25 protein-coding genes and 1 pseudogene are annotated in these 25343 nt (G+C 61.8%); 15 read left to right on the forward strand and 11 right to left on the reverse strand.

The features are described from left to right. Positions 1 to 178: pseudogene (locus tag HEP69_RS09260) on the forward strand (IS630 family transposase); the annotation flags it as partial. Here HEP69_RS09260 and HEP69_RS09265 read toward each other — a convergent pair. After that, positions 175 to 339 carry an integrase core domain-containing protein gene (locus HEP69_RS09265; protein WP_290558231.1) on the reverse strand — a complete coding sequence of 55 codons (165 nt, stop codon included), beginning with the start codon at positions 337 to 339 and terminating at the stop codon, positions 175 to 177. The pseudogene HEP69_RS09260 and the gene HEP69_RS09265 overlap by 4 nt on opposite strands. A 229-nt stretch (positions 340 to 568) precedes the next feature. On the opposite strand from HEP69_RS09265, the gene HEP69_RS09270 reads away from it, so the two are divergent. Next, complete coding sequence (locus tag HEP69_RS09270; RefSeq protein WP_290558232.1) at positions 569 to 1801, forward strand: amino acid permease; 1233 nt, start codon at positions 569 to 571, stop codon at positions 1799 to 1801. Positions 1802 to 1937: 136 nt separating this feature from the next. On the opposite strand, the gene HEP69_RS09275 is transcribed toward HEP69_RS09270, so the two are convergent. Then, positions 1938 to 2651 carry a GntR family transcriptional regulator gene (locus tag HEP69_RS09275; protein ID WP_290558233.1) on the reverse strand — a complete coding sequence of 238 codons (714 nt, stop codon included), beginning with the start codon at positions 2649 to 2651 and terminating at the stop codon, positions 1938 to 1940. Positions 2652 to 2883: 232 nt separating this feature from the next. Between HEP69_RS09275 and HEP69_RS09280 the strand changes: the two genes are divergently transcribed. From HEP69_RS09280 to HEP69_RS09295, 4 genes are all read left to right on the forward strand, one after another. Further along, positions 2884 to 4152, forward strand: a complete 1269-nt coding sequence (locus HEP69_RS09280; protein ID WP_290558234.1) for an aminotransferase class V-fold PLP-dependent enzyme — start codon at positions 2884 to 2886, stop codon at positions 4150 to 4152. A gap of 47 nt (positions 4153 to 4199) precedes the next feature. Next, on the forward strand, positions 4200 to 5246 hold the full coding sequence (locus HEP69_RS09285) for an ABC transporter substrate-binding protein (protein WP_290558235.1): 1047 nt from the start codon (positions 4200 to 4202) through the stop codon (positions 5244 to 5246). Between the two features lie 61 nt (positions 5247 to 5307). Then, positions 5308 to 6132: an ABC transporter ATP-binding protein gene (locus HEP69_RS09290; protein WP_290558236.1), complete on the forward strand. Its 825-nt coding sequence runs from the start codon at positions 5308 to 5310 to the stop codon at positions 6130 to 6132. Further along, positions 6129 to 6971 (forward strand): ABC transporter permease, encoded by an 843-nt coding sequence (locus tag HEP69_RS09295; RefSeq protein ID WP_290558237.1) that lies wholly within the window; start codon positions 6129 to 6131, stop codon positions 6969 to 6971. Before HEP69_RS09290 ends, HEP69_RS09295 begins: the two co-directional genes overlap by 4 nt. A 27-nt stretch (positions 6972 to 6998) precedes the next feature. Here the strand turns inward: HEP69_RS09295 and HEP69_RS09300 are convergent, their stop codons facing one another. Further along, positions 6999 to 8099: an acyltransferase gene (locus HEP69_RS09300; protein WP_290558238.1), complete on the reverse strand. Its 1101-nt coding sequence runs from the start codon at positions 8097 to 8099 to the stop codon at positions 6999 to 7001. A 557-nt stretch (positions 8100 to 8656) separates the two neighbouring features. Between HEP69_RS09300 and HEP69_RS09305 the strand changes: the two genes are divergently transcribed. The 4 genes from HEP69_RS09305 to HEP69_RS09320 all read left to right on the forward strand — a co-directional run bounded on the left by HEP69_RS09305 (position 8657) and on the right by HEP69_RS09320 (position 12739). Further along, positions 8657 to 9106 (forward strand): hypothetical protein, encoded by a 450-nt coding sequence (locus HEP69_RS09305; protein ID WP_290558239.1) that lies wholly within the window; start codon positions 8657 to 8659, stop codon positions 9104 to 9106. Between the two features lie 114 nt (positions 9107 to 9220). Continuing rightward, positions 9221 to 9853, forward strand: a complete 633-nt coding sequence (locus HEP69_RS09310; RefSeq protein ID WP_290558240.1) for a ribonuclease HII — start codon at positions 9221 to 9223, stop codon at positions 9851 to 9853. Positions 9854 to 9941: 88 nt separating this feature from the next. After that, positions 9942 to 11042: a site-specific DNA-methyltransferase gene (locus HEP69_RS09315; protein ID WP_290558241.1), complete on the forward strand. Its 1101-nt coding sequence runs from the start codon at positions 9942 to 9944 to the stop codon at positions 11040 to 11042. A gap of 302 nt (positions 11043 to 11344) precedes the next feature. Next, positions 11345 to 12739: an adenylate/guanylate cyclase domain-containing protein gene (locus HEP69_RS09320; RefSeq protein WP_290558242.1), complete on the forward strand. Its 1395-nt coding sequence runs from the start codon at positions 11345 to 11347 to the stop codon at positions 12737 to 12739. Positions 12740 to 12742: 3 nt separating this feature from the next. Here HEP69_RS09320 and HEP69_RS09325 read toward each other — a convergent pair whose 3' ends face one another. Then, positions 12743 to 13876 (reverse strand): alkane 1-monooxygenase, encoded by a 1134-nt coding sequence (locus tag HEP69_RS09325; RefSeq protein WP_290558243.1) that lies wholly within the window; start codon positions 13874 to 13876, stop codon positions 12743 to 12745. A gap of 72 nt (positions 13877 to 13948) precedes the next feature. After that, positions 13949 to 14998, reverse strand: coding sequence for an A/G-specific adenine glycosylase (gene mutY / locus HEP69_RS09330; RefSeq protein ID WP_290558414.1), 1050 nt, complete (start codon positions 14996 to 14998; stop codon positions 13949 to 13951). Between the two features lie 96 nt (positions 14999 to 15094). On the opposite strand from mutY, the gene HEP69_RS09335 reads away from it, so the two are divergent. Genes HEP69_RS09335 through HEP69_RS09345 form a run of 3 tightly spaced genes read left to right on the forward strand, consistent with a single transcriptional unit; the run spans position 15095 to position 17392 of the window. Next, positions 15095 to 15613 (forward strand): DciA family protein, encoded by a 519-nt coding sequence (locus HEP69_RS09335; protein ID WP_290558244.1) that lies wholly within the window; start codon positions 15095 to 15097, stop codon positions 15611 to 15613. A 1-nt stretch (position 15614) separates the two neighbouring features. Then, the gene (locus HEP69_RS09340) at positions 15615 to 16280 is read left to right on the forward strand and encodes a DsbA family protein (protein ID WP_290558415.1); all 666 of its coding nucleotides are present in this window, start codon (positions 15615 to 15617) and stop codon (positions 16278 to 16280) included. Then, on the forward strand, positions 16280 to 17392 hold the full coding sequence (locus tag HEP69_RS09345) for a CaiB/BaiF CoA-transferase family protein (RefSeq protein WP_290558245.1): 1113 nt from the start codon (positions 16280 to 16282) through the stop codon (positions 17390 to 17392). Before HEP69_RS09340 ends, HEP69_RS09345 begins: the two co-directional genes overlap by 1 nt. A 160-nt stretch (positions 17393 to 17552) precedes the next feature. Here HEP69_RS09345 and lpxK read toward each other — a convergent pair whose 3' ends face one another. The 6 genes from lpxK to HEP69_RS09375 form a co-directional block, all read right to left on the reverse strand. Further along, positions 17553 to 18542 carry a tetraacyldisaccharide 4'-kinase gene (gene lpxK / locus HEP69_RS09350; protein WP_290558246.1) on the reverse strand — a complete coding sequence of 330 codons (990 nt, stop codon included), beginning with the start codon at positions 18540 to 18542 and terminating at the stop codon, positions 17553 to 17555. Next, positions 18542 to 19765, reverse strand: a complete 1224-nt coding sequence (locus HEP69_RS09355) for a glycosyltransferase N-terminal domain-containing protein (protein ID WP_290558247.1) — start codon at positions 19763 to 19765, stop codon at positions 18542 to 18544. The genes lpxK and HEP69_RS09355 overlap by 1 nt, the downstream gene beginning before the upstream one ends. Positions 19766 to 19768: 3 nt before the next feature. Next, entirely contained in the window at positions 19769 to 20011 is a 243-nt protein-coding gene (locus HEP69_RS09360; protein WP_290558248.1) for a DUF4170 domain-containing protein, read from the reverse strand. 66 nt (positions 20012 to 20077) lie between these two features. Further along, positions 20078 to 20857, reverse strand: a complete 780-nt coding sequence (locus HEP69_RS09365) for a 3'(2'),5'-bisphosphate nucleotidase CysQ (protein WP_290558249.1) — start codon at positions 20855 to 20857, stop codon at positions 20078 to 20080. Continuing rightward, positions 20844 to 22190: a TldD/PmbA family protein gene (locus HEP69_RS09370; protein WP_290558250.1), complete on the reverse strand. Its 1347-nt coding sequence runs from the start codon at positions 22188 to 22190 to the stop codon at positions 20844 to 20846. Before HEP69_RS09370 ends, HEP69_RS09365 begins: the two co-directional genes overlap by 14 nt. A gap of 126 nt (positions 22191 to 22316) precedes the next feature. Beyond that, complete coding sequence (locus HEP69_RS09375) at positions 22317 to 23840, reverse strand: DUF2125 domain-containing protein (protein WP_290558251.1); 1524 nt, start codon at positions 23838 to 23840, stop codon at positions 22317 to 22319. A gap of 129 nt (positions 23841 to 23969) precedes the next feature. On the opposite strand from HEP69_RS09375, the gene HEP69_RS09380 reads away from it, so the two are divergent. Both HEP69_RS09380 and HEP69_RS09385 read left to right on the forward strand, forming a co-directional pair. After that, positions 23970 to 24719, forward strand: a complete 750-nt coding sequence (locus tag HEP69_RS09380; protein ID WP_290558252.1) for an SDR family oxidoreductase — start codon at positions 23970 to 23972, stop codon at positions 24717 to 24719. Next, positions 24716 to 25324 (forward strand): enoyl-CoA hydratase/isomerase family protein, encoded by a 609-nt coding sequence (locus HEP69_RS09385; protein WP_290558253.1) that lies wholly within the window; start codon positions 24716 to 24718, stop codon positions 25322 to 25324. Before HEP69_RS09380 ends, HEP69_RS09385 begins: the two co-directional genes overlap by 4 nt. The last annotated feature ends 19 nt before the right edge of the window (positions 25325 to 25343 follow it).

Raw genomic sequence — 25343 nt, forward strand, 5'->3', positions numbered from 1 at the left:
CACCAGCCCCGATCTGAACCCAATTGAGATGGCCTTCTCGAAGCTCAAAGCGCACCTGCGCCGGATCGGCGCTCGAACCTTCACCGACATGTTCCACGCCCTCTCAGAAGCCTGCGACCTCTTCACACCGGAAGAGTGCTGGAACTCCTTCAAGGCTGCAGGATATGTCTCAAGTTAAAGGTCGAGCGCTTTAATATGCAGTCTGCCATTGAGGCGCTCCACCAAACCGCTCTGCATCGGCGGTCCCGGTGCGATGGAATGCCACTCAATCCCGCACGCGGCGACGAAGGTTAAGATGGCGTTACTGGTCAGTTCGGTGCGATTGTTGGGGGCGACCATGCCGAGCCTACCTGCCTTGCCAACCCTTGGACGTGTCTCCGCCTGCCGCCCCAAACGTGCCAGCCCGATGGCGTGGTGCCAATCGGCGGGTTTGAATTAGGCAATTGGCACCGTATCATCGCGAAGGACCTTCTTGCCGGGGCTGGGCCGATTTTGGGCGCCACGCGCATTGGGGGCCGCGAACTTCAACCAGTGTGAGGCCAGATCCATCGAGACAAAACACTAAGACATGCCTGATCCCGCCCCCCTTGATCCTGCCACGCCCGCGAAGTTGCGTCGGGCGCTGACCACTCCTTTGCTAACGCTCTATGGGCTTGGCGTGACGGTCGGCGCCGGTATCTATGTTCTTGTCGGTGCGACGACGGCCGAGGCGGGCCCATATGCTCCGGTAGCGTTTCTTGTGGCGGCTCTTGTTGTCGCCTTCACGGCCTTTTCCTATGCCGAGCTGTCGACCCGCTATCCGGTCAGCGCAGGCGAGGCGGCTTATGTCGAGGCCGGGTTTCGGGCTGGATGGTTGGCCACGGTTGTCGGGCTTGCCGTTGCGCTCTCTGGGATGGTTTCCGCGGCCGCCGTGGCCATTGGGGCGGCGTCCTACCTCCAGAGCCTTTCTGGAGTGTCTCAAGGGCTTCTGACGGTTTTCGTCGTAGTCGTGATGGGATTGATCGCGCTTTGGGGCATCACGCAATCGGTCACCGTCGCGGCGGTCATCACTGTGATTGAGATATCGGGCCTGCTCTTCGTCATGGTCTGGGGTTTTGGCATTGCCGAGCCGCTGGGCGTGGCCATGAGCGAGGTTATCCCGCCGCTTGCCGGACCGCACTGGATCGGTATCGGGGCCGCGTCGCTTTTGGCGTTCTTTGCCTTTGTCGGGTTCGAAGACATCGCGAATGTTGCCGAAGAGGTCAAAGATCCCGTGCAGACCATGCCAAAGGCGATCCTCTGGACGCTTGTGCTGGCGACACTGCTCTATATCGGCACGTCGACCGCTGTGCTGGTGGCGGTTCCGCTGGACGATTTGGCCTCGTCGGCCGCGCCGCTGTCCTTGGTCTTCGTCGGCGCGCCCGACACGATCCAGCAGAGCTTTGCCGTGATCGCCATCGTCGCCACGGTGAACGGTGTGCTGATTCAGATGATCATGGCGTCGCGTGTCCTCTATGGCCTTGCGGATCGGGGCCATTTGCCAGGGCCTTTGGCGACGGTCTCGCGCAGAACGCAAACGCCGGTGATCGCAACGCTCTGCGTGGTGGCCATTATTCTTGTGTTGGCCTCGGCCCTGCCGATCGATGCATTGGCCGAGCGCACCTCGCAAATCGTGCTGTTTGTTTTTGTGTTGGTCAACCTCTCCCTCATTCGGCTGAAGCTGAGGGGCATGTCAGAGGCCGTGCATTTCCGGGTTCCGATGGCGGTGCCCGTGCTTGGCGTGGTGACGAGTGCGCTGCTGTTTGCGACTGCGTTTCTTTAGGGGGATCACGATTGGTCGGGGCAATCGGGGGAGATCACCGGAGGCCTGCATGCAACCCGTGCGCCTGCCCCATGGTGCCATTTCTGTGTTGCGTAATCCGCCCCCGCCAATCGCCTTGTTGTCGATAACAGCCCGATCAGGACTGGCCGCGCAGGGCGTTCTCCAATTTGCTGGCCCCAAGCTTGAGATCGCGGCGGATCAGTTTCGCGGCAAGGGCCGCGTCACGCTGAGCAAGGGCGCTCAGGATCTTTTGATGGAAGCTGTACCCGCTCAAACCCCGTCGATAGGTTTTTGACAGCATGTTCCGCGTCGGTCCGATGCGCAGCCAGAGGTTGTTGATCACCTGCCAGAGCACCGGCGATCCGCAGAACCGATAGAGCCCGAGATGAAACCGGGAATCGAGGATCAGCCCATCCTGATATCGGCCAGCTTCTACACAGTCACGCATGTCTTCATTGATCCGTTGGAGGTCGTGCACTGCCTGATCCGTGATCCGGGCGGTTGCCAGTTCGGTTGCCATGGGCTCCAAGGCCAGGCGCACACGGGTGACGTCCAGATAATCTTCGGCCGAAAGCTTGGGAATGGAATACATCCGCGTTTCGGACAGCAACAACCCTCCCTCGTTGGCAAGCCGGGTCATGGCATCGCGGGCTGGGGTCAGGCTGACGTCATATTGCTTGGCCACGTTTCGGGCCGTGATCTTCGCGCCTGGCATCCACTCTCCGATCAGGAGCCCTTCGCGCAGCGCCTCGTAAACCTCATCCGACAGGGTCAGCGGGTCGGCGGCGGAAAACGCCGCTTCGGTCGGCGGCGAGGTCTTTGCGGTTTGGGGGGGTGTCAACGGGGCCATCTGGTCCTTCAGGGCGCGTGTCGGGGCTGGGTGCCCACACCGGAAATCTGCGCTGGATCTCCGGGCTGCGAGGGGCGCTGTCGCAGTTGGTGTCGAACAGAGCGTGAGCATGCCATTTTCCCGTCGGTCCTTGCAAGGCCTTCAGCCCGCGTGGTGTCGCAGAAAAATGACATATCATTTTTAGTTGCGCGAGATCTAAAATGATATATCATTTTTACAAATGGAGGACAGGATGTCTGAGTCTGAATTGCGCCACGCCTTTCCCAAGGGAGGCGCGTCATGGCCTGATCTAAAGGCCGAGATGGCGGAATACTCCGCCGATGATGCCGACTGGCGGCACGGGCGCGTGCCCATGTTCGTGTTCAAGAATGACGCGGAAACGCAGGACATAGGGCGCAACGCGTTCTTTGAATACTTCACCGAAAACGGGCTGGGCGGGACGCGCGCCTTTCACGGTGTGGGCCGGATGGAACGGGAGGTTCTCGATTATGGTCTTGCCCTGTTCGAAGCGCCAGACACCGGCGTTGGCGTCTTCTCTCCGGGCGGCAGCGAGAGCATCTTTATCGCCGTAAAGGCGGCCCGCGATGCATATCGTGCCAGAGCCGGCGCGGCGCAGCTTGGGTTGAACATCGTTATGCCGGTATCCGCGCATGCCGCATTCGACAAAGCGGCTCAGACCATGGATCTTGAGATCCGCCGCGCGCCGCTGCGCCCGGACATGCGGGTCGATATCGCCGCCTTGGGCGCCCTGGTGGATGATTGCACCATGCTCATTGTCGGCTCTGCGCCATGTTATCCGCATGGTGTGGTGGATCCGTTGGAACAGCTGTCGGATATGGCGGTGGATCGCGATGTTTGGCTGCATGTCGATGCCTGTGTCGGTGGCTGGATCCTGCCGTTTTACCGCCGCAACGGGCGGGAGGTCGGGCCATTTGATTTCACCCTGCCCGGCGTGCGGTCTCTGTCCGCCGATCTGCATAAATTCGGGTTTTGCCCAAAGCCGGCCTCGACCGTTTTTTTCCGGGACCGCGCCGATCAGGAGCGGGCACAGTTTGTTGCCGATGCCTGGCCTTCGGGCGTGTTTCGCACCGCCACCCTTGCCGGAACGCGGCCCGCTGGCGCGGTTGCGGCCGCCTGGGCCGTTCTCAACCATCTGGGCAGTGTCGGCTACGCGCGCGCTGCCGACCGGCTGGCCACGATGACCGATGCCTATGTCGCGGATATCCAGGCCATTGACGGGATGCAGATGTGGGCAAAACCCGACATGTCGCTGATCAATTTCGGATCGCACATTCATGACATGACGAAAGTCGCCGCGCAGATGACGCAACGGGGCTGGCTGACCACACTGACGCGTCGGCCTGTCGGTATCCACATCATGATGTCGCTCCTGCATGAGGAGCCGCGCCAGCAATACGTGGCCGATCTTAGGGCCGCAGTGCATGCCAGCGCGTCTGACACACCGGTACCGAACATGGCCTCAACCGGCTACGCGAGTTGACGCTTATGCGCAGCCTTTGAAAGACCACGTCAACAGGGAGAGAACAAATGAAACGGAAACAAGGGCTTTCACGCCGCGACCTGATGAAGCTCAGCGGGAATATCGGTCTGGCCAGCCTTGCGGTGACGCCCTTTGGTCTTGCCACGCCCGCGTTCGCACAAGACCGGAGCCTTGTGCTCAGTCATTTCGCGTCGGTCAATCCGCAGAACTATGCGCGCGCGACCGGATCGCTGGATCAGGCGTTTGGCGATGCCGCTGCGGTCGAGTTTCGCGGGGTGAAATCCGGCCCCGATATCCTGACGGGCATGGCGGCGGGAGCGATTGATATGGGCAATATGGGGTCCAGCCCGATGATTGTCGGCATGGCGCAGGGGCTACCGATCTCGATGATTTACGTCCACAAGATCATCCGCGAAAGCGAGGCGCTGATCGTGCGCGAGGGCGCCGGTATAGACAGCCTCGAAGATCTGCGCGGCCGCAAGGTGGGCACGCCCTTCAACACCTCGGTTCATTTCGCGGTTCTGGCGGCGCTCGACAGCGTTGGCCTCAGCACGTCCGATGTCGAGTTGGTCAACCTGCGGCCTGACGCAATCGTGGCGGCCTGGTCTCAGGGCGCGATCGACGCGGCTTATATCTGGACCTCGGTCCTGGCCAAGCTGGAGCAGGATGGTGGCCAAACCATCTTCACCACCGGCGATCTGGCCAAGGACGGTGTTCTGCTGCTCGATGGCTTTGCCGTCCGCAATCGGTTCAAGGAAGAAAACCCGGATCTGGTGCTGACCTGTCTGCGGGAACTGGCCCGGATCGATGCCCGTTTTGGGGCGGCCCCCGATGAGGTGGCCCAGACGATGACCGATTTCCTTCAGATCGACCGCGCATTGGTGCAGCGCTTTATCGATACCACTCACACGCTGACGCCCGAGGAACAGGCCAGCAAAGAGTGGATGGGCCTGCCGGGCGACACCGATACCGGCATCCAGCAGGCGCTGCAAAAACAGGCGCAATTCATGCTCGACACAAACCAGATCATGCAGATGCCCGATCTGACCCAGTACATCGATTCAAGCTTTATCGCGCAGATGCTAGAAAGCTGACGATCCGTCGCCCGGCTTTGTCTGCCGGGCGACACACCGGTTTGCCGCAGGAGGTCCAGACATGCAGATCGAGCCTTATGAATGCGGCACGCGCTGTGCCCCGAGCGAGGCCAAGCTGGCCATAGAAGGGGTCAGCAAGATCTATGGCGCGGGGGCAGAGGCGGTTGTCGCATTGACCCCGATGGACCTGATGGTGCGAGACGGCGATTTCCTTTGCGTGGTTGGCCCATCGGGGTGTGGCAAGACGACCCTACTCAATCTGGTCGCGGGCTTTGATACGCCAACAGGCGGATCCATCCGGCTGGATGGCCAGGAAATCTCCGGGCCTGGCGCGGAACGCGGCGTGGTGTTCCAGCAGGGAGCGCTCTTTAACTGGATGAACGTGCTGGAAAACGTCGCGTTCGGTCCACGTGCCACGGGCCATTCCGTGGCGGTCGCACATGAGCGTGCTCTGCGCACGCTCCAGATGGTGGGGTTGGAGGATTTCGTGCAGAAGTATCCCTATCAGCTTTCTGGCGGTATGCAGCAGCGTGTCGGCATCGCCCGCGCTCTCACCAACGACCCGGAGGTTCTGTTGATGGACGAACCCTTTGCCGCGCTGGACCAACAGACGCGCGAAGGCCTTTTGGGAGAAATCCGCGATCTGTGGAAGCGCACGGGCAAGACCATCCTCTGGATCACGCATTCGATCGAAGAGGCATTGTTTCTGGCCACCCATATCGTTGTGATGTCACCGCGGCCGGGGCGGGTCCGCGCCGCCTTTCGCAGCGAGTTCGGCACCAGCGAGGACCCCATGGTTGCCGTTTCGCCCGAGTTTGTGGCGGCCAAGCGTCAGATTATCGAACTGCTCAGCGCCGAGGCGCCCAAGGAGGTCCTCGCCCAATGACCGACACCTATTCCGGGTCTGAGACAGCCGCCCTTTCCCCGTCCGGGGCGCGGCCCAAAAAGCGCCTGCATGATCGATGGCTGACCTTCGGGACCTTTGCGGTTCTGCTGGGGTCCTGGGCAGCGGCAACCGGCACCGGTCCGTGGGAGCCGATCATCAGCCCGCTTTTCCTGCCCTCGCCCGCATTGGTGGTGCAGACCTTTCTCCAACTTTGGGAGAACGGGTTCCAGGGCAAGAGCCTGGGCGATCACATCGGCATCAGCCTCTATCGGTTTTCGACCGCGTTTTTCTTTTGCATCGTGCTGGGCGTGCCTCTGGGCCTTTTGATGGGCATGAACAAGCGGGTGCGCGCCATCGTCGAGCCGCCGATCCAGGCGATCCGCCCAATCCCCAAAATCGCGCTCCTGCCACTTTTTCTCATCTGGTTCGGAATCGGCAACCTGTCGAAGATCATCGTCATCTCGGCCCCTGTCTTTCCCATCATCGCCATCAGCGCGATGCAGGCCGTCCGCTCGGTCAGCGAGAAGAAGATACAGGCGGCGCAATCTCTGGGTGCCGGGCGATGGACGGTGTTTTCACGGATCGTGCTGCCCGCCAGCCTACCGGGGATCTTTACCGGGATCCGTGTCTCGATCTCTATCGCGGTGACGATGCTGGTCGCTGCCGAGCTGACCGCGACGTCCGAAGGCATTGCCTGGATGGCACTGACAGCAGCAGAGTTTCTGGCGACCAATATCGTGATCGTGGCCGTGTTGATCATGGCCCTGATCGGTTTTGGCCTGGATCGGTTGTTCTGGTTTCTGGAAACCCGCATCGTTCACTGGAGCGGCAAGGACTGACTGGCGATGCACATGGCTGAGCCCGGGTCAGCGCCCTTCGCCGATCGGTCGCGCGGCGGGCGCGGGCGGTGGTTTGGGTCTGAACCGCCTGAAATATGCTTCAAGCGTGCGGAAACTGACCTCGGCGATGGCAATGGCCAGCGCGCTATAGGCAAAAAGGATCAGCCAAGCCTCGGCCAAGCCAACCCTGTCGAGCACCCGTTGCGTGATATCCAGCGCGATCAGATGATAGAGGTAGATGCCATAGCTGACCGCGCCGACCCGTGCGATCCGAGGTTGCCGGAGGGTGGCCATGAAGTCCCCTCTTTCCCGCAGGACAAGGGCGGCAAGGATTGCGGTCATCACGCTGTGGATCACGAAATTGGGCAATCCCCGCACATCCGCCGGAGCCAGATGCATGGTCAGCCCGAGGACCAAAAAGCCTGCAAGCGCCGCGCCGCGCCAGCCTAGAAGCCTGTCGATCAGGTCAAAGCTGCGACCCAGATGCAGCGCGATGGCCAGAAGCGAGCCCATCAGGATCGGTGCATAGGTCGCATAGGGCAGCGCGATGCGCACGGGCGCCTCTGTTTGGGGGGCATATCCCAGATCCAGCGGGGCAAGCGCCACGTTTAGCGCGACAAGGACCAGTGCAAACGGGATTAGAAGGCGCAACGGTACCACCAGCAGCAAGAGCGGCCACAGCAGGTAATACTGCTCCTCAACCGCCAGCGACCATGTCATCTCAAGGGTCGGAATATGCTCGGTCAGAAAGTTCGACAGGAACAGCACATAATAAGGGATCAGCGCGGCAAGCTCTGTCTCTCCCTTGATCACGACATAGTAGAACGAGACCGCGCCCACGACGAGGAAATAGACAGGGACGATGCGGATCAGTCTGCGAATGTAGAAATGCTTGAGGTTGAAATGCCCGAACCTGTCTGCTTCCCGCAAGAGCAAGGTGGTGATCAGATATCCGCTGAGCACAAAGAAGAAATCGACGCCCAGAAACCCGCGACTAAGGGCAGGTGACAGATCGCCTGACACCGGTTGGGCATGATGCCACAGCACCATCGCGATGCAGATGAACCGCAGGCCATCGAGATTGGCAAAGCGGGTGCGGGCCCGGTAGGCCGCATAGTTGTCGCTCATTTTGGGTTGGCTCCCGGAACCCTCGGGCTTGTGGGGCCAACTGTCGTTACACCTGGCATCTGAGGCCATCCGTTGTCGTTTTGGCGCCACTATACTGGGGATGCGCGGTCTGTAACCAGATTTCCTGCGGGCAGGATCGCGGCTGATGCGCAATCCACTCAAGCTGAGGTCGTTTGGTCACAATTGACTGGATCGTGCCCGGGCTGGCCTGCATATTTGGGTGATCAGGGCGGTGAGTGCAGCGCCCACCAGGAGGCGTCTTCGCTGTGGCTTTGAAACCACCCTTGTTCTTGCCAGCCGGTGCGTTGCTGCGGGCCTTTCGCCATTCTGTTCGATGCTCCGCAGTCATGTCCGATTACATCGGCAGCGGGTCTTAAGCTGGAACCCCGTGTAGGGCAGAAACATAAATTTATCTAATGATATTAGAATGTTGAGCCTATGTTATCGCATAACCATATGTCGATATTGCCTGTCGCGGCCTTCCGCCTCCACCCTGAGATCAGTCTGGGGCGACCTTTGCAGCTGCCCCTCCAGTACATCCAGGAAGGAGCCCACCCATGCACCGGAAATTCATCGCCTTGATCATAACCGCCACCATCGCGATCACCGGCTTTTCTGCGGCCCCTGCACGGGCCGATGCCGACGATCTCGCCAAGGCGCTTGCCGGCATCGCAGCCCTGGCCATCATCGGAAAGGCGATCCATGACCGCAGAGACCGGGACGAGGTGAGCAAACGCCAGCACGTTCATCGCGACCACAAGCTTAAGCCCCGTCCATTGCCCAAGCGGGCAGCCCGCAACGCGCTGCCAGCGCAATGCCTGCGCCAGGCCGAAAGTGACCGGGGCCAGATCCGCGTCTTTGGCGCACGCTGCCTCGAGCGGAATTACCGGTTTGCCAATCAGTTGCCTCGGGGCTGCACGGAACGCGTCTGGACTCAGCGCGGCTGGCGCTGGGCCTATGGTGCCCGATGCCTGCGGCGTCAGGGCTTTGAGGTCGCCCGCTATTAAGGCGGGGAGCGCCGCGCGCACCCCGGCGCACGGCACCTGGCAGGGAAACGCCCGGCAACGGCGTTTCCCCTTTTCGCTTGCTCACGGGCGGGGCTTGGGGTTTGACACGGGGCTATGACTGACCCGGATTTTTCGTTGGAAGAAGAGCTGATCGCCCAAGGCTATCTGCGCGTGGCAGGAGTGGACGAGGTCGGGCGCGGCCCTCTGGCCGGTCCCGTTACCGCCGCGGCGGTGATCCTTGATCCGAAAGCCATTCCTACGGGTCTGAACGATTCCAAAAAGCTGACCTCGCGGGTACGTGAGAGGTTGGCGGATCACATCGCCGCCCGGGCCGAGGTCGCCATCGCCCATGCCAGCGTCGAGGAGATTGACCGGATCAACATCCTGCGCGCCAGCCACCTTGCGATGGCGCGCGCGGTGGCGGCCCTGACCCCCGCGCCCGATTACCTGCTGATAGATGGCAACATGCTCCCCACTGGTCTGACCATTCCGGCACAGGCCGTGATCAAGGGCGACGCCCGGTCGGTGTCGATTTCAGCAGCCTCAATCGTGGCCAAAATATGCCGGGATCGCATCATGGTGGATTTGGCGCAACAGCACCCCGGATATGGCTGGGAGACAAATGCGGGCTATCCGTCCAAAAGCCACAAAGAGGCGCTGCGAAATCTGGGCGTGACCCCACACCATAGGCGTTCGTTCAAACCCGTCCACAACATCTTGTATCAAGAGAAATCCGTAACCTCCTGATTCAAAAAAGAAATTGACGCCGAATCGGCTTTGACTCATCTTTGTCCACAACCAACGAGCGTGAAACACGCCGGTACAGAGGCAGAGAATGACCAAAACGCAAACAAAGGGCGCACCCGCGCTCCCGCTTAACACGATCATGGATGGCGACTGCATCGAGGCGATGAACAGTCTTCCCGAGGCGTCCATAGATCTGATCTTTGCCGACCCGCCCTATAACCTCCAACTCAAGGGGGAGCTGCACCGACCCGACAATTCCCAGGTCGATGCGGTGGACGATCATTGGGACCAGTTCTCGTCCTTTTCGGCCTATGATGCGTTCACGACCAAGTGGCTCAAGGCCGCGCGCCGCCTCTTGAAGCCTAACGGCGCGATCTGGGTGATCGGCAGCTATCACAATATCTTTCGCGTGGGCGCCAGCCTTCAAAATGAAGGGTACTGGATCCTCAATGATGTGGTCTGGCGCAAATCGAATCCGATGCCGAATTTCCGGGGCAAACGGTTTACCAACGCGCATGAGACGATGATCTGGGCCTCCAAGTCGGAAGGTGCGAAATACACCTTCAACTACGAAGCGCTCAAGGCGCTGAACGAAGGCATTCAGATGCGCAGTGATTGGGTGATCCCGATCTGCACCGGGCACGAACGTCTCAAGAATGAGAACGGCGACAAGGCCCATCCGACGCAAAAACCCGAGGCGTTGCTGCACCGGATTCTGGTGGGCTGCACCAATCCTGGTGATGTTGTGCTGGATCCTTTCTTTGGGACCGGGACAACCGGCGCCGTGGCCAAGATGCTGGGTCGCGATTACATCGGGATCGAACGCGAGGAGGCGTATCGAAAGGTCGCCACCAAGCGGCTGTCAAAAATCCGGAAATTTGATCGCGAGGCGCTGGAGGTCTCCACCTCCAAACGGGCCGAGCCGCGCGTCCCCTTTGGTCAGTTGGTCGAGCGTGGCATGCTGCGCCCGGGAGAAGAGCTTTACTCCCCGCGCGGCCAGATTGCCAAGGTGCGGGCCGATGGCACGCTGATCGGGCATGATGTCAAAGGCTCGATCCATCAGGTCGGGGCCCATCTGGAGGGCGCGCCCAGCTGCAATGGCTGGACCTATTGGTCGTTCAAACGTGAGGGCAAGCATGTGCCCATTGACCTTCTGCGCAAACAGATCCGCGCAGAGATGCAGAAATAAACCCAAACAAAAAGACGATACCTCATACCGCCGGTGCCTGTGGCCTGACACATGGCATCCACCTTGGGTCCCGCCTGTTTCGGCGGGGCCCTTTTTGTCCTCTCTCAGAAGGCCGAGTTGGTGGGGTCTGATCAACGGGCGGGACGACGTTGACCGCGCGCGCCACACCCGTGCCCCATATCGCTATGGTCTGTATCGGAGCAGTCGTCTATGCCACGTTGTGAGAACTCAGAAATTGCTATGTAAATCGAATAAACATTACTATCTTGCGTAGATGAGCCGCAGACCGGAAAGGGTCGAATATGGCAGATACATCGCATTCATTACCCAGGTTTTCCGCTGACGAACTACCGGACCGGATGAGTGAGGCCGATCTCGAGGCGCCCAGCCATTACACCGAAGAGGCGCTGGAGCGGCACAAACGCGAGGGCATGGAGCTGGGCGGGACTGCACGCTTTGTCGCGCTGGGTGTTGTCGCGGTCATGCTGCCGTTTCTGAACCCGGACTGGGACGTGCTGTGGTATCACTTTCTTTTGGCGCTCTTGATCGTGAACGGCTGGGCCATGGACCGAGTGGGCCGGGTTGGCCAATCCAAGAGCGAGCTTTTCTTGATCTTTGTCGATCTGGCGCTGATGACAGTTGCCTTGGCGGTGCCCAACCCGTTTGGCGATAACGATTGGCCCACGGCCATGGTCTATGCCTATGGCAACTTCATCTATCTCTTTATCATTCTGGCGGCCGCGACACTGGCGTTTAACTGGCGGACGATCATCTCGATCGGCCATTGGACGGCGATACTATGGTTGGGAACGGCCGGGCTGATCTGGTACTTCGGCACGACCTATCCGGAACTGACCGAGGCCGCTCAGGCGGCTTTCGGGGCCGATCCTGAAATGACGAAGATCTTCGACCCCAACCGCGTGCATTTCGACGTGCGCATTCAGGAAGCCGTTGTGTTCCTCATCTGTGCCTACACGCTGGCGATGTCAGTGCGGCGGTTCAACCGGCTTTTGTTGGGGCACGCGGTTCTGGAACGCGAACGCGCGAACCTGTCACGCTATTTCTCGCCCAACGTGGTGGATGAACTGTCCAAGAACGATGATCCGCTCAGACAGATCCGGACCCATAATGTGACAGTTCTGTTCGTCGATATCGTGGGCTTTACCGCGCTTGCGGCAAACCGCCACCCCGAAGAAATCATCGGTATGCTGCGCGGCTTTCATCAACGGATGGAAGTGGAGGTGTTTCGCTTCGACGGCACGCTCGACAAATACCTGGGGGATGGGCTGATGGCGACGTTTGGAACTCCCGTCGCGGGGAAGCGGGATGCGCTCAACGCGGTCAATTGCGCGCGCGCCATGATGCAGGCGGTTGATGCCTGGAATGCAGAGCGCGTGGCGGCTGGCGAGCCTGAGATCCGTGCCAGTTTCGGCGTGCATCACGGGCCGGTGGTTCTGGGCGACATCGGGGTGAACCGGCTGGAGTTTGCGGTCATCGGCAATACCGTGAACGTGGCCAGCCGGTTGGAAAAGCTGACCCGCGACATCGGCGTGCGTCTGGCCATCAGCGATGACACCCGGGTCCAGATCATCCGTGAAAGCTCCGACAGCGATCCGGCGCTTGTCGGGATGGTGAACAAGGGCCCCCAGGCGATCCGGGGCCTGCACGCGCCGGTGGATGTCTGGGGTTTGAGCTGAGGCTTAGCGAGGCATCGGCGTGGCGTGTTTGTTATAGGCGCGCCAATCGGTGATCTCGGGATAATACCGTTCGCGCCACCGTTTGACGCGGGGATTCATCACGCGTTTCCACAGTGGCGGGATCATCGCGGCAATCGTCATGATCGGATAGCCATAGGGAAGCTGCGGTGCGTCCTCTTCGGTATAGTTTTGCAGCAGCGGAAAGCGGCGATCGGGTTTGTAATGGTGGTCGGAATGCCTTTGGAGGTTGATCAACAGCCAGTTTGACGCCTTTTGGGCGGCGTTCCAGGAATGCTGGGGCAGGACATGTTCGTATTTGCCATCGCCCAGATGCTTGCGGGTCAGCCCGTAATGCTCGACATAGTTCACCAGTTCCAGCTGCCAGATCGCTGTGCCCGCCTGGATCAGGAACAGACCGATCCCAGCCCAGCCGCCGATGGCAAAGGCCAGCACCAGCATCAGCGCCTGCAACGCGCCGTATTTCCAGAACGGGTTTGAACGATCATGCCAGGGCAGGTCCTTGCGCGCGAGCATCGCCTTTTCCGCGTCAAAGGCAGAGCCGAGCCCCTCTTTCAGCACCCGGGGATAGAACCGGTGGAACCCTTCATTATAGCGTGCCGTGACCGTGTCCCGCGGCGTGCCGACATAGCGGTGATGCACCAACAGATGCTCGGACCGGAAATGCGAATAAAGCACCATGGCCAACAGGACATCGGACATCCAGCGTTCCAGCTTGTCTTTTTGATGCATCAGCTCGTGGCTGTAGTTGATGCCCACTGTGCCGCTGATCACGCCAATGCCGAAAAACAGCACGATCTTTTCCAGGCTCGACAGGTGGTCGGTCACTGTGGTGTACCACAAAATGCCGAAAAGCGTCGCGAATTGCAGCGGTGCCCAGATCAGGGTGACGGCTTTGTACCAAAAGAGGTCATCTTCGGTGGCGGTGAGATCCGCATTTTCCAGCTCCAGCCCGACAAACCCGTCAAGGGCGGCAAAAAAGTACCAGGTCACCAGTGGCAGCAGGATCACCGTCCAGCCGCCATAAACCGCGCCGATCCACGCCAACGGCAGCAATCCCAGTGAGATCCAGAACGGGGCGGCGCGGTGCCATTGGGCAAGTTTGTCTGGTGCGATCATGATCGGGGTCCATGGCTTCGGTTTGGCTGGCCCGATTATAGCCCGCTTGCGCCCCTGATCCAAAGCATGACCTTACGGGTTTCGCGCCAGATCGAACGCTTTGCGCATCACCGTGGGCAGGTCCGAGGGGCGAAAGGCGTGTTTGTCCAGGAAAAAGCCCCGGCCCGGGTCGCTGTCGGCGCCCAGCGCCGCGGTTTTCACCGTCAGGATCAGGTGAAAATGCGTGAAAGTGTGGCGCACTTCACCAGGCAGAACCTGCCATTTGGCGGGGCAGGGCGGTTGATCGGTCGGCGCGCCTTCGTGCCAGTCGGTGCTGGGCCAGCCCATCATGCCGCCCAAAAGGCCCTTTTCGGGGCGCGTTTCGACCAACCAGGCGCCATCGGATCGCCGGGCCAGATAGACAATGCCGAACCGTGTCGGCTTGGCCTTTTTCGGGGTCTTTTTCGGCAGTTCGGAGGCCGTGCCCGCGATGCGCGCGGCACAGGGCGTGCGCCAGGGGCAGATGCCGCAGGCCGGATTGCGCGGTGTGCAGATCGTCGCCCCCAGATCCATAACCGCCTGGGCATAATCTCCGGGCCGCTCGTGCGGGGTCAGCTCGAGGGCGCGGGCCTTGAGTTCAGGCTTGGAGCCGGGCAGCGGTGCGTGGATATCAAAAAGGCGTGCCATCACCCGTTCGACATTGCCGTCAAGGACGGTCTCCGCCTGATCAAAAGCGATAGAGGCGATGGCCGCCGCCGTATAGGGCCCGATGCCTGGCAGTGTCAGCAAGGTCTCATATGTATCGGGAAAGGCGCCTCCGTGATCGTTGACCACCGCGCGCGCGCATTTCAGAAGGTTGCGCGCACGGGCGTAATACCCCAGGCCGGCCCATTCACCCATCACGGCGGCATCCTCCGCCCCGGCCAGATCGCGGACGGTGGGCCAGCGCCGGACAAACCGTTCAAAATAGTCTTTGACAGCGGCCACGGTGGTCTGCTGGAGCATGATTTCCGACATCCAGACCCGATAGGGATCAGGCGCAATTCCAGCCTGCCTGTCCGCGGGAGAGACCCGCCAGGGCATCACCCGCGCATGCCGGTCGTACCAATCCAGCAGATCGCGGGGCAGAGCGGTCGCCCCCATGGCCGTGTCACGCAAGTTTTATCCCCCGAGCTTCGGTTTGACTGGCGCCGTGCGCCCCACCCTCTAGAATAGGCTGGAACGAGAGGAAACCAAGCGATGGTGCGGCGGCACTCAACCACCAAAGGGTTCAAACGGACGGCGACCCTTCTGGGGGATCGGATGCGCAAGGCTGGCGAAGCCCGGGGCTTTGCCGTCTCACGTGTGCTGACGCATTGGGCCGAGATCGCAGGCCAGGATCTGGCTGCAATCTGCCGCCCGGTCGAGGTCAGCTATGCCCGCAGCGGGTTCGGCGCTACGCTCAGCGTGCTGACCACCGGTGCCCAGGCGCCGATGCTGGAGATGCAGAAAGAAGCGCTGCGCGCGCGGGTCAATGCCGCCTATGGATATAACGCCATCTCCCGGGTGCGGATCACCCAGACGGCCTCGACCGGTTTTGCCGAAGGTCAGGCGACCTTCCTTGCCAAATCGCCGGAAACAATCCCGGCCAAACCCGACCCCGCCATCCAGCGCCAGGCGCAGGAGGCGGCCACCGACATCTCGGATGGGGATTTGCGACAAGCCCTTGAACGGCTTGGGCAGAATGTCCTATCTGAGACACGACATCGAAAGGGATGAAATGAACCGTCGTCATGTCTTGCTCGGCTCTGCGGCCACTTTGGCTACCGGAGGTTATCTTTTGACCCGCCCGCAAGGCGGCACACCGGCGGGTCATCTGATCAGCCCCGCATATGCGCAAGACGCGGATATCGACACCTCGATTATCCCCGAGATGCAATTGGGCGATCCGGATGCCCCGGTGACTGTGATCGAATATGCTTCGTTCACTTGCCCGCATTGCGCGCGCTTCCACGTTGGGCCCTTCAAACAGCTCAAGGCCGATTACATCGATACCGGCAAGATCAACTTTATCTATCGCGAGGTCTATTTCGACCGCTACGGCCTTTGGGCCTCGATGATCGCGCGCTGCGGCGGGGGCGAGCGATTCTTTGGTATCACCGACCTGATCTATGCGCGGCATGATCAGTGGACCCGCGCCGGTGGACCCACCGAGATCGCCGACGAGCTGCGCAAGATCGGGCGCCTTGCGGGCCTGGACGATGACACGCTTGAGGCATGCCTTCAGGATCAGACCATGGCGCGCACGCTGGTTGCCTGGTATCAGGAGAACGCCGAAGAGCATGGGATCGACTCTACGCCCAGCTTTATGATTAACGACCGCAAGTATCAGAATATGAGCTATGCTGATTTCTCTGCCCTGATTGACGAGGCGCTTGGCACCTGATGAACGCTCCGCTCGCGGGCCTTAAGGTCATTGAACTGGCACGTATTCTGGCCGGCCCCTGGGCCGGTCAAACTCTGTCTGATCTGGGCGCCGAGGTTATCAAGGTCGAAAGCCCCGCGGGCGACGATACCCGCGCCTGGGGCCCGCCCTTCGTGACCCGCGACGAGGATGTCTCGGCCTCATATTATCATTCCACCAATCGCGGCAAAGCTTCGGTCACGGTCGATTTCCGCACCAGTGAAGGGCAGGAAAAGGTGCGCGAGCTGGTCCGGGGCGCCGATATCCTGATCGAGAATTTCAAGCTGGGTGGGCTGGCGAAATACGGGCTGGATTACGATAGCCTCAAAAAGGTCAATCCGGCGCTGATCTATTGCTCGATCACCGGGTTTGGCCAGACCGGTCCTTATGCGCATCGCGCCGGGTATGATTTCATCATTCAGGGCATGTCCGGTCTGATGTCGATCACCGGAGAGGCCGATGGCCAGCCGCAGAAATCCGGCGTTGCAATCACGGATATCTTTACCGGCATCTATTCGGTCACGGCCATTCTGGCGGCGCTGCATCAGCGTGGGCAGACTGGCCAAGGCCAGCATATCGACATGTCCCTTCTGGATGTGGCGGTGTCTGTGACCGCCAATCAGGCAATGAACTATCTGACCACGGGCACGCCCCCGGGGCGGATGGGCAATGCGCATCCCAACCTCACACCTTATCAGGTATTCGATTGTGCCGATGGTCATATCATTATCGCAACCGGCAATGACGCGCAGTATCAACGCCTGTGTCGGCTTTTGGGGCTGGATGAGATGGCCGACGATCCCGATTACGCCCGCAACCGTGACCGGATCGCGAACCGGGCGGAGATGATCGATCGGCTGAATGCGGCAACCGCGCTGCGGACCCGCGACGATCTTCTGGCGGCGTGCGAGGCGCAATCGGTGCCCGCCGGGCCGATCAACCGCATGGATGACGTGATGGCCGACCCTCAGGTGGTGGCGCGCGGGATGCAGATCGAACTGGACGGCGTTCCCGGGATCCGCGCACCCTTCCGGTTTTCGGATGCCGAGCTGTCATTGCACCGCCCTGCGCCAAAGCTGGGTGAGGATAACTAAGGCGTCTCGGCTTTTCCTGGAAGCATCTTGAACCACTCGTCGTGTTCGACCGGTGAGAGAGGCAGCGAGGACGCGATCCAAGATACTGCCGAAACGATCAGGGGCCGGGGTTTGACACCCGCGCAGGCCGCAGCACGCACGTGGAGAGGTCAATCAAGGCTTAGAGAGAGGCAATCCTCTCCCGGATCAGACTAAGCACCGTGTCCTCATCCTCGATCTGAAGGCGCACGGGCAGGGTGATTACCTTTGGCCGGAAACCCAGCGGCAGCCGCACCGCGTCCTTTTCAGTCGTAACCAGTTGAGCGTTGCGCAACCGTGCCTCGGCCTCCAGCCGGTTCAGCAGGCCGGGGCCGAATTTCTGGTGATCGTCCAGCGCTTCGGCGCGGACAATCTCGGCGCCTTGGGCGCGCAGCGTGGCAAAGAACTTGCCCGGGTCGCCGATCCCGGCAAAGGCCAGAACCCGCGCGCCCGTCCAGTCCATACCGGTCTGGAGCGGGGCCAGGCGGCCGCGTGCCCGTGGCACGGTGCCCAGCGGCGTCGCGAAACCCGTCTGGGCCTGATCATCGCCGATGCTCAGCACCAGATCGGCACGGGCGAGGCCCCGGCCTATCGGCTCGCGCAGGGGGCCGGCAGGCAGGCAGCGCGCATTGCCGAACCCCCTGGCCGCATCGACCACGACAATCGACATGTCCTTGGCCAGCGCGGGATCCTGAAATCCATCATCCAGGATCAGAACGGTGGCACCGGCGGCAGCGGCGGCCCGGGCTGTGGCGGCCCTGTCTCTGCCGACCCAGACTTCCCCAAAAGCGGCAACCAACAACGGTTCATCCCCGGTGCGCGCCGCGCTGTGCCGCGATGGGTCGACCTGCAACGGAACATTCACGGTGCCTCCATATCCCTTGGAGATCACATGCGGTTGGTGTCCCGCATCGCGCAGCTTTTCCAAGAGCCAGATCACGGTAGGGGTCTTGCCCGTACCGCCGACATTGAGGTTGCCCACACAGATGACCGGAACATCAATGCGCGCGGGTGTGCCGCGCGACAGCCGCCGCCGGGTGAGTGCGCCATAAAGCGCCCCAAGAGGGGCCAGAATCCGTGCTTGCCAGCCAGGATGATCGGCCGGGTTCTGCCAGAACGCGGGCGGGCGCATCAGGCCCCTTGCCTGCGGTCGAGAGTGTCTTGCACCAGGTCCAACAGCTCATCCGTGATCTGCGCCCCGGCCGAGACGACTTCCCAAGCGGCAAGCGCCATCGAGGCGGCGTGATCGGGCGCGATCAGTTGGATCACACCTGCGCCCAAACCGTCGGCATCCTTGACGATCCGCGCCGCCCCCACGCTGGCCAGCCTACTATAAAGCGCCATGTGCTCGCGGATGTTGGGACCATAAAGAACCGCAGATCCCAAAGCCGCCGCGTCGAACGGGTTGCATCCGCCATGTCCAGGGGTCAGCGAACTCCCGATAAAGCTCACCGGGGCCAAACGGTACCACAGGCCCATGTCGGGCCCACCTTCGGCGATAATGACCTGGCAAAAATCGTTCGGTGCCTCGCCCGTTTCCCAATCGACAAAGCGCAGGCCGCGTGCGCCCAGCCGCTCACAAAGCTCGGCCGTGGTGACACCATGTCCCGGCGTCAGGACCAATAGAAGCCTGTGCGCCAATCGGGCGGCATTGATATGGGCCTCGAGGATCGTGTCGATCTCATCGAGTTGGACATTCGCCGCAAGCCAGATCAGGCGCCCGGCGAGGATCGCACCAACCTCATCAACCTCGTCCTCGTTCACGGCGGGTGCGTTGCCCGACACCTGCAAGGGCGCCGTCACCGTGATCCGGCTCATCGGGATGCCTTTGCGCAACAGCATTTGTGCAGTCTCTGGGTCGGAGGCAAAGATCCGCTCGAAACACGACAGGCTCTTACCGGCCAGGCTGGGGATCCATCGCCCCGCGCTGGACCGGATCCCGTCCGCATCCGCATCGACGAGCAGCATCGAGACGCCCTTCTCCTGCGCCGTCACCAACGTAAAGGGCAGAAAATGTCCACCGGTCCAGACGCACAGATCCGGTCGCCAATGGTTCAGGAACGCACGGACATAGGCGGGTGTATCGGCGCCAAGTGCGACGATCCAGTCGGCACCGCGCTTTGGCCCCGCCGGATCGCTCAGCGCAAAACCGTTATAGGTGATCAGCACGTTCAGCCCGGCGCGATGCGCCTTCATCCGCCGCGCCACGTCCTGCATCGCCGCCAGCCTGCCGGGCGAGGTGGCGTGCAACCACACCAGCTCTCCCTCGGGGCGGGGGGCGGGGGGCTCCATTGTGTCGGCTTGGCCCCGCGCGGCAAGCGCGCGATAAGCGGCAAGCGAGATGGAGCGCGCCAAGGGTTATCCCAGCTCTTCGGTGGGCGAGACTTCGATCTCCTCGTCCCGCAACCGGTGCAGATGCGCGATGTAATATCGCATATGGGCGTTATCGACGGTGCGCTGGGCTTCGGCTTTCCAGGCGTCATAGGCGCTGGCATAGTTGGGAAAGATACCCACAACATGCAGGTCATCCACGTTCTTGAAAGTGTTTTTGGTGGGGTCGACCAGCTCGCCTCCGAACACCAGATGCAGACGCTGAACCATGTGCGTTTCCTTTGTCCATAAAGCACGCCGAATGTCGATCGCACCCTACGCATATGGTATTGAGCGTCAACCCGGGCGCAATTCCGACAACAACGCGGCATGAATAGACGAACCCGCCGCAACCACGCTTGGCGCGCGGGGGTTGGCATTGTTGAACCTGAGCGGCGCACCGCTGGTGTCGGAGATGGCCGCGCCCGCTTCGCGCAGGATCAGGTCGCCCGCGGCGATATCCCATTCCCAGGCGGGAAAGACCGTCAGCATCGCGTCGAACCGTCCTTGGGCGACCAGCGCCATGCGATAGGCCAGAGATGGACGATAGACCCGCTCAAGCTCCGGCGGCGCGCCGCGCCAGTGCCGCGGCTCCAGCGATCCGCGATTGGCCAGCAGCGTGGCCCCGCTCAGTCCGGTCCGGTCCGATGGCGCCAGCGCCGCGCCGTTGAGCGTCGCCCCCTGCCCCACGCTGGCGGCAAAGAGGCGGTCAAGCTCGGGCAGGTAGATCACTGCGTCCTGCACCACGCCGTTCCGGGCAACGGCGATTGAATGCGCCCAGGTGCGTTTTCCGGCCGCAAAGCTGCGGGTGCCGTCTATGGGGTCGATGATGAACACGGTTTCGCGGCCCAGTCTCTCGTCGCTGTCCTCGCTTTCCTCCGACAGCCAGCCGTAGTCGGGCCGCGCGCCGCGCAATGTGTCTTCCAGCATGTCGTTGACGGCCAGATCGGCCTCGGTCACGGGGCCCGCACCGTCTGGTTTCTCCCACTGTTTGGCGTCAGGGCCGTGAAAGCTCTTGGCGATCTCGCCTGCGCTGCGTGCCGCGTCGATCAGGAGGGAGAGATCACGCGCCGGCAAGGGTCATCCCTTCGATCAGCAGCGAAGGTACGACGCGCGACAGATGCGGGCGCGCGTCGTTGGCCGGGACGATCCGGGCCAGCATGTCGCGTAGATTCCCCGCGATGGTGCATTCGTTCACCGGGTGCGTGATTTGGCCGTTCTCGATCCAGAACCCCGAAGCACCGCGAGAGTAATCCCCCGTGGTCGGGTTGATCGTCGATCCGATCATCGAGGTCACCAAAAGGCCCGTGCCCATGTCATGCAGCAGATCGGTGGGTGATGCCGCACCTTGTGTCAGCGCGATGTTCCAGGGACTGGGCGAGGGCGGTCCCGACGTGCCGCGCGCCGCGTTTGCGGTCGAGCGCAGCCCAAGCTTGCGCCCGGTGGCCAGATCCAGCGTCCAGCTCTTCAACACTCCACCCTCGACAATGGCGCGCCTTTGCGTGGGCAGGCCTTCGGCGTCAAAGGGGCGCGACCCGGTGACACGGGGGCGATGCGGATCCTCGATCACCGAAAGCGCTTCCGGCAGGATCTGCGTATCCATCGCGTCACGCAGCCAGGATGAACCGCGCGCGATCGCCGCCCCGTTGATCGCGGCCAGAAGATGCCCGATCAGACTGGAGGAAATGCGTTCTTCAAAAAGGACCGGATAGGTGCCGGTCCGGGGTTTGCGCGCTCCGGCACGGCTTGCGGCCCGTGTTCCGGCGGTCTGGCCGATGTCGGCGGGATCGCGCAGATCGGCCTGAAAGATGCGCATGTCGCCGTCGTAGTCCCGCTCCATCTCCGCGCCGTTGCCGGAAATCGCGACGCAGGAGATTGACCGGCTGGTCCGCCGGTAGCCCCCGGAAAACCCGTTGCTGGCCGCAAGATGCACCTCGGCCGCGCCATAGGCGGCGCTGGCGGCTTGCACCTGTGTGACGCCGACAACGCCCTCAGCCGCCGCTTCGGCGGCAAGCGCGTCGGCTTGCAGCATTGCGGGGTCGGGCTCGTCCGCAGGATCTGCCAGTTCCAGGGCTGCGAGGTCCCAGGACGTCGCCAGATCGGCGGGATCGGCCAGTCCCAGATTGGGGTCTTCGGGTGCCTCGCGCGCCATGGCAACAGCGCTTTCGGCCATCGTCCGCAGGGTTTCGGCGCTGATGTCGGAGGCCGAGACATTGGCCTGCCGCTGACCGATCAACACCCGCAATCCGATATCGACCCCTTCTGAGCGTTCGGCCTGTTCCAGCGCAGCTTCGCGCACGTCGATAGTCAGAGACGTGTCACGTACGGCCACCGCATCCGCAGCGTCGGCTCCGGCCTTGCGGGCGGTCTCCAGCAGAGATTGGGTGATGTCGGACAGGGTGTCTGCCATCGTGTGCGCTCCGATCTTCGATGTTCTGAGGGAGGTAGCCCCCGCACAGCGATTGCGCAAGGCGCGTGCCCCAAAGAAGGAGCCGCCCCTGTCGGACGGCTCCTTCTTTCTGTCGCGGATTGACGGTTACTGGATGCGCTGCCCGTTGGCCAGGATGTGGCCCTCATCATTGATCTCGAGGCGCGAGTTCAGCGTGTCCTCGCCATCGCCCGGCACTGCGAAAAGACCCATCATCATCCGTGCGCCCCCGGCCTGATCCTCGGGCAACAGCCCCATCGCGACCAGTTTGTCCAGCAGGCCATTGCCACCGACCAGCCGCAGATCCATCGCGCCGGTGGGGCGGGGCAGACCGTCGAAGGTCGTCACATCTGTGTTGTCAAAGGTGAAGTCGCCGCTGCCGGTCAGGCTGGCGCCTGCTGCGGTCACTTCCAGTTCGGTGACGGTCAGCGCGGTAAGCTCGGCCGGGGGAGGGCCGCTTTCCATCTGTGCTGCGACTTCGGGATCGAAGAGGTCGGCCAGAACCCGGGCCATACCGCTGAGATCGACCACGATGGTCGCGGGATCGCGCGGCAGCTGGCCCGTGGGATCGAAGATGCCCCAGATCAGATCGGACATCGTGAAATCGCCCAGCACCATGGTCAGGCCGAATTCCTGCGGATCCTCCCCTTCCATCACGGGGATCAGCATGTCAAAGACGATCTCGGCCATGTTCAGAGAGATTGGCAACGGAATCTCGGATCCGGCCATATTCACCGACAGATCGTTCTGTTCGATCACATACCCGATCCCCTCGGGGCTAAGCGTCGCGCTCATCAGCCCGCCCTCGGATGTGCTCTCGTAAGAGAAGGTTTCGGCGCCCTCCTCAAAGGTCAGAAGGCTGTTTCCGGGTCCGAACGAGACCGATCCGTCTCCGGCAAAGCCCGCATCAATCATGGCGGCCATGTTATCGGTGTCCATCATTTCCGGCAGGGTCGAGACCGACTCGAACCCGACCGTGTCGGAGCTGCCACGGAATACAAGCTCACCCTCGCCCTCGGGGTCATTGATCATCAGATCGTAGGACAGACCGTCTGTCTCGGCCCGCTGGGTATAGGTCCGCATGTCGCCGCCTTGCATCCGGGTCGTGCCGGTGATGTTGGCCATCGTCATCTCAAAGGCGGCCATATCCGGGGGGAAGACCTCATTGTTCACGGTCACCTGATCCAGGTTCAGACCGACAGAGGCAGCGGTATAGTTATAGGTCATATCCTCGGGGTCGCCCGAAGCCACCATCGAAAACCCGGTTTGGGTATAGTTGAGGATCGCCTCAAAGGGCTCATCGCTGTCGTTCGTGCCGCTCATCATGATCGGCATGACATTGGGCAGATTGACCGCAACGGTACCATCGCCGTTTTCGGTAAAGCTCAGATCGCCCAAGCGCATTTCAAAGCGCACCGCGTCCTCGGGCAGGTCGATGGCCAACATGGTGTCGCTTACGGTAAGCGTGTCGCCCGACATCTGTTCGGTGCCCGATATCTCATAGCCGGTGCCCAGCATATAGGCGCGCCAATCCGACCACACATCCTGGGCGGAGATATCGGCATGGGTGATGTTTGCAGAAAATGTACAAAGAAAAATTGCGGTGCTGCCGCGTGAAAAAGCGGAAATCATTGTTGGAGCCTTTCCGTTGGAATCCCGCGCCATGGTCTTGCCTTGCGCGGAGGAGGTCAAGGGCCAAGGGCTGGACCTTGGACAGGAATGCGGATTACCACTGACGCGCAGGCTCAAGGAGAGACATCGATGACAGTTGCAGGAAAGACCGTCCTGATCACCGGCGCCAGCCGCGGGATCGGGGCCGAGGCCGCGCGGGTTTTTGCCGCTGCCGGGGCCAATGTGGGGCTGATGGCGCGCAGGACACACAGCCTGTCCGAGCTGAGCGCCGAGATCGGAGAGACCGCGCTGGCCATTGGCGGTGATGTCAGCCGCTATGGCGATGTCGCGGGTGCGGTACAGGCTTGCGTGGACCGGTTCGGCGGCCTCGATATCCTGATCAACAATGCCGGGGTGGTCGAGCCGATTTCCCATCTGGCACAGGCCGATCCCGAGGCATGGGGCGCGGTGATCGACATCAATCTCAAAGGCGTCTTTTATGGCATGCGGGCCGCAGTGCCGGTGATGACCGCAGGCGGCGGCGGGACAATCCTGACGGTCAGTTCCGGTGCCGCCCATGGCCCTGTCGAGGCGTGGAGCCATTACTGCGCGTCCAAAGCCGGAGCGGCAATGCTGACGCGCTGCCTGGACAAGGAAGAGCGCGCCAATGGCATCCGGGCGATGGGCCTGTCGCCGGGGACCGTGGCGACACAGATGCAGCGGGAGATCAAGGCCTCGGGCATCAACCCGGTCAGTCAGTTGGATTGGTCCGATCATATCCCCGCCGATTGGCCCGCGCGGGCGCTGATGTGGATGTGCGGCGCGGATGCGGATGCTCATATTGGCGAAGAAATCTCGCTGCGGGACGAGGGTATTCGCCGCAAGGTGGGCCTGACGTGATCGAACTGACCAAGGAAGGCGATCTGTGGATCGCGCGCATAAACCGTCCCGGCAAGGCCAATTCCCTGACCCACACCATGCTGAGCGAGCTCGCCGATATTGCCGAGGCCGCCCAGGAGGCGCGGGTGTTGGTACTGACCGGAGAGGGGCGTGTCTTCAGCGCCGGGGCCGATCTGGACGAAGCGCGCGCGGGACTTGCCACGTCGGATGTGTGGGAGCGGCTGTCCGGCGCGATCGCCCGGTTGCCCGGCCTGACTATTGCCGCGCTCAACGGCACGCTTGCGGGCGGCGCTGTGGGTATGGCACTGGCCTGCGATCTGCGGATCGCCGTGCCTGGCTCTAAGTTCTTTTATCCAGTGATGAAGCTGGGCTTTCTGCCGCAACCCTCCGATCCGGGCCGGCTGCGCGATCTGGTGGGGACCGCCCGCGCCAAGCTGATCCTGATGGGCGGCCAGAAGCTGACCACCGAAGAGGCGCTGCAATTCGGCCTGATCGATCGGATTGTCGAACCTGACGCGCTGATCGACACCGCCCGAGATCTGGCTGCCGATACGCGAGCGGCCCGGCCTGAGATTGCGCATGGCATCAAACGAATGTGCCAGTAGGGCGGGACTTGTCCCGCCC

It is taken from the genome of Aestuariivita sp. (assembly GCF_021404545.1).
GTDB lineage: Bacteria > Pseudomonadota > Alphaproteobacteria > Rhodobacterales > Rhodobacteraceae > Aestuariivita.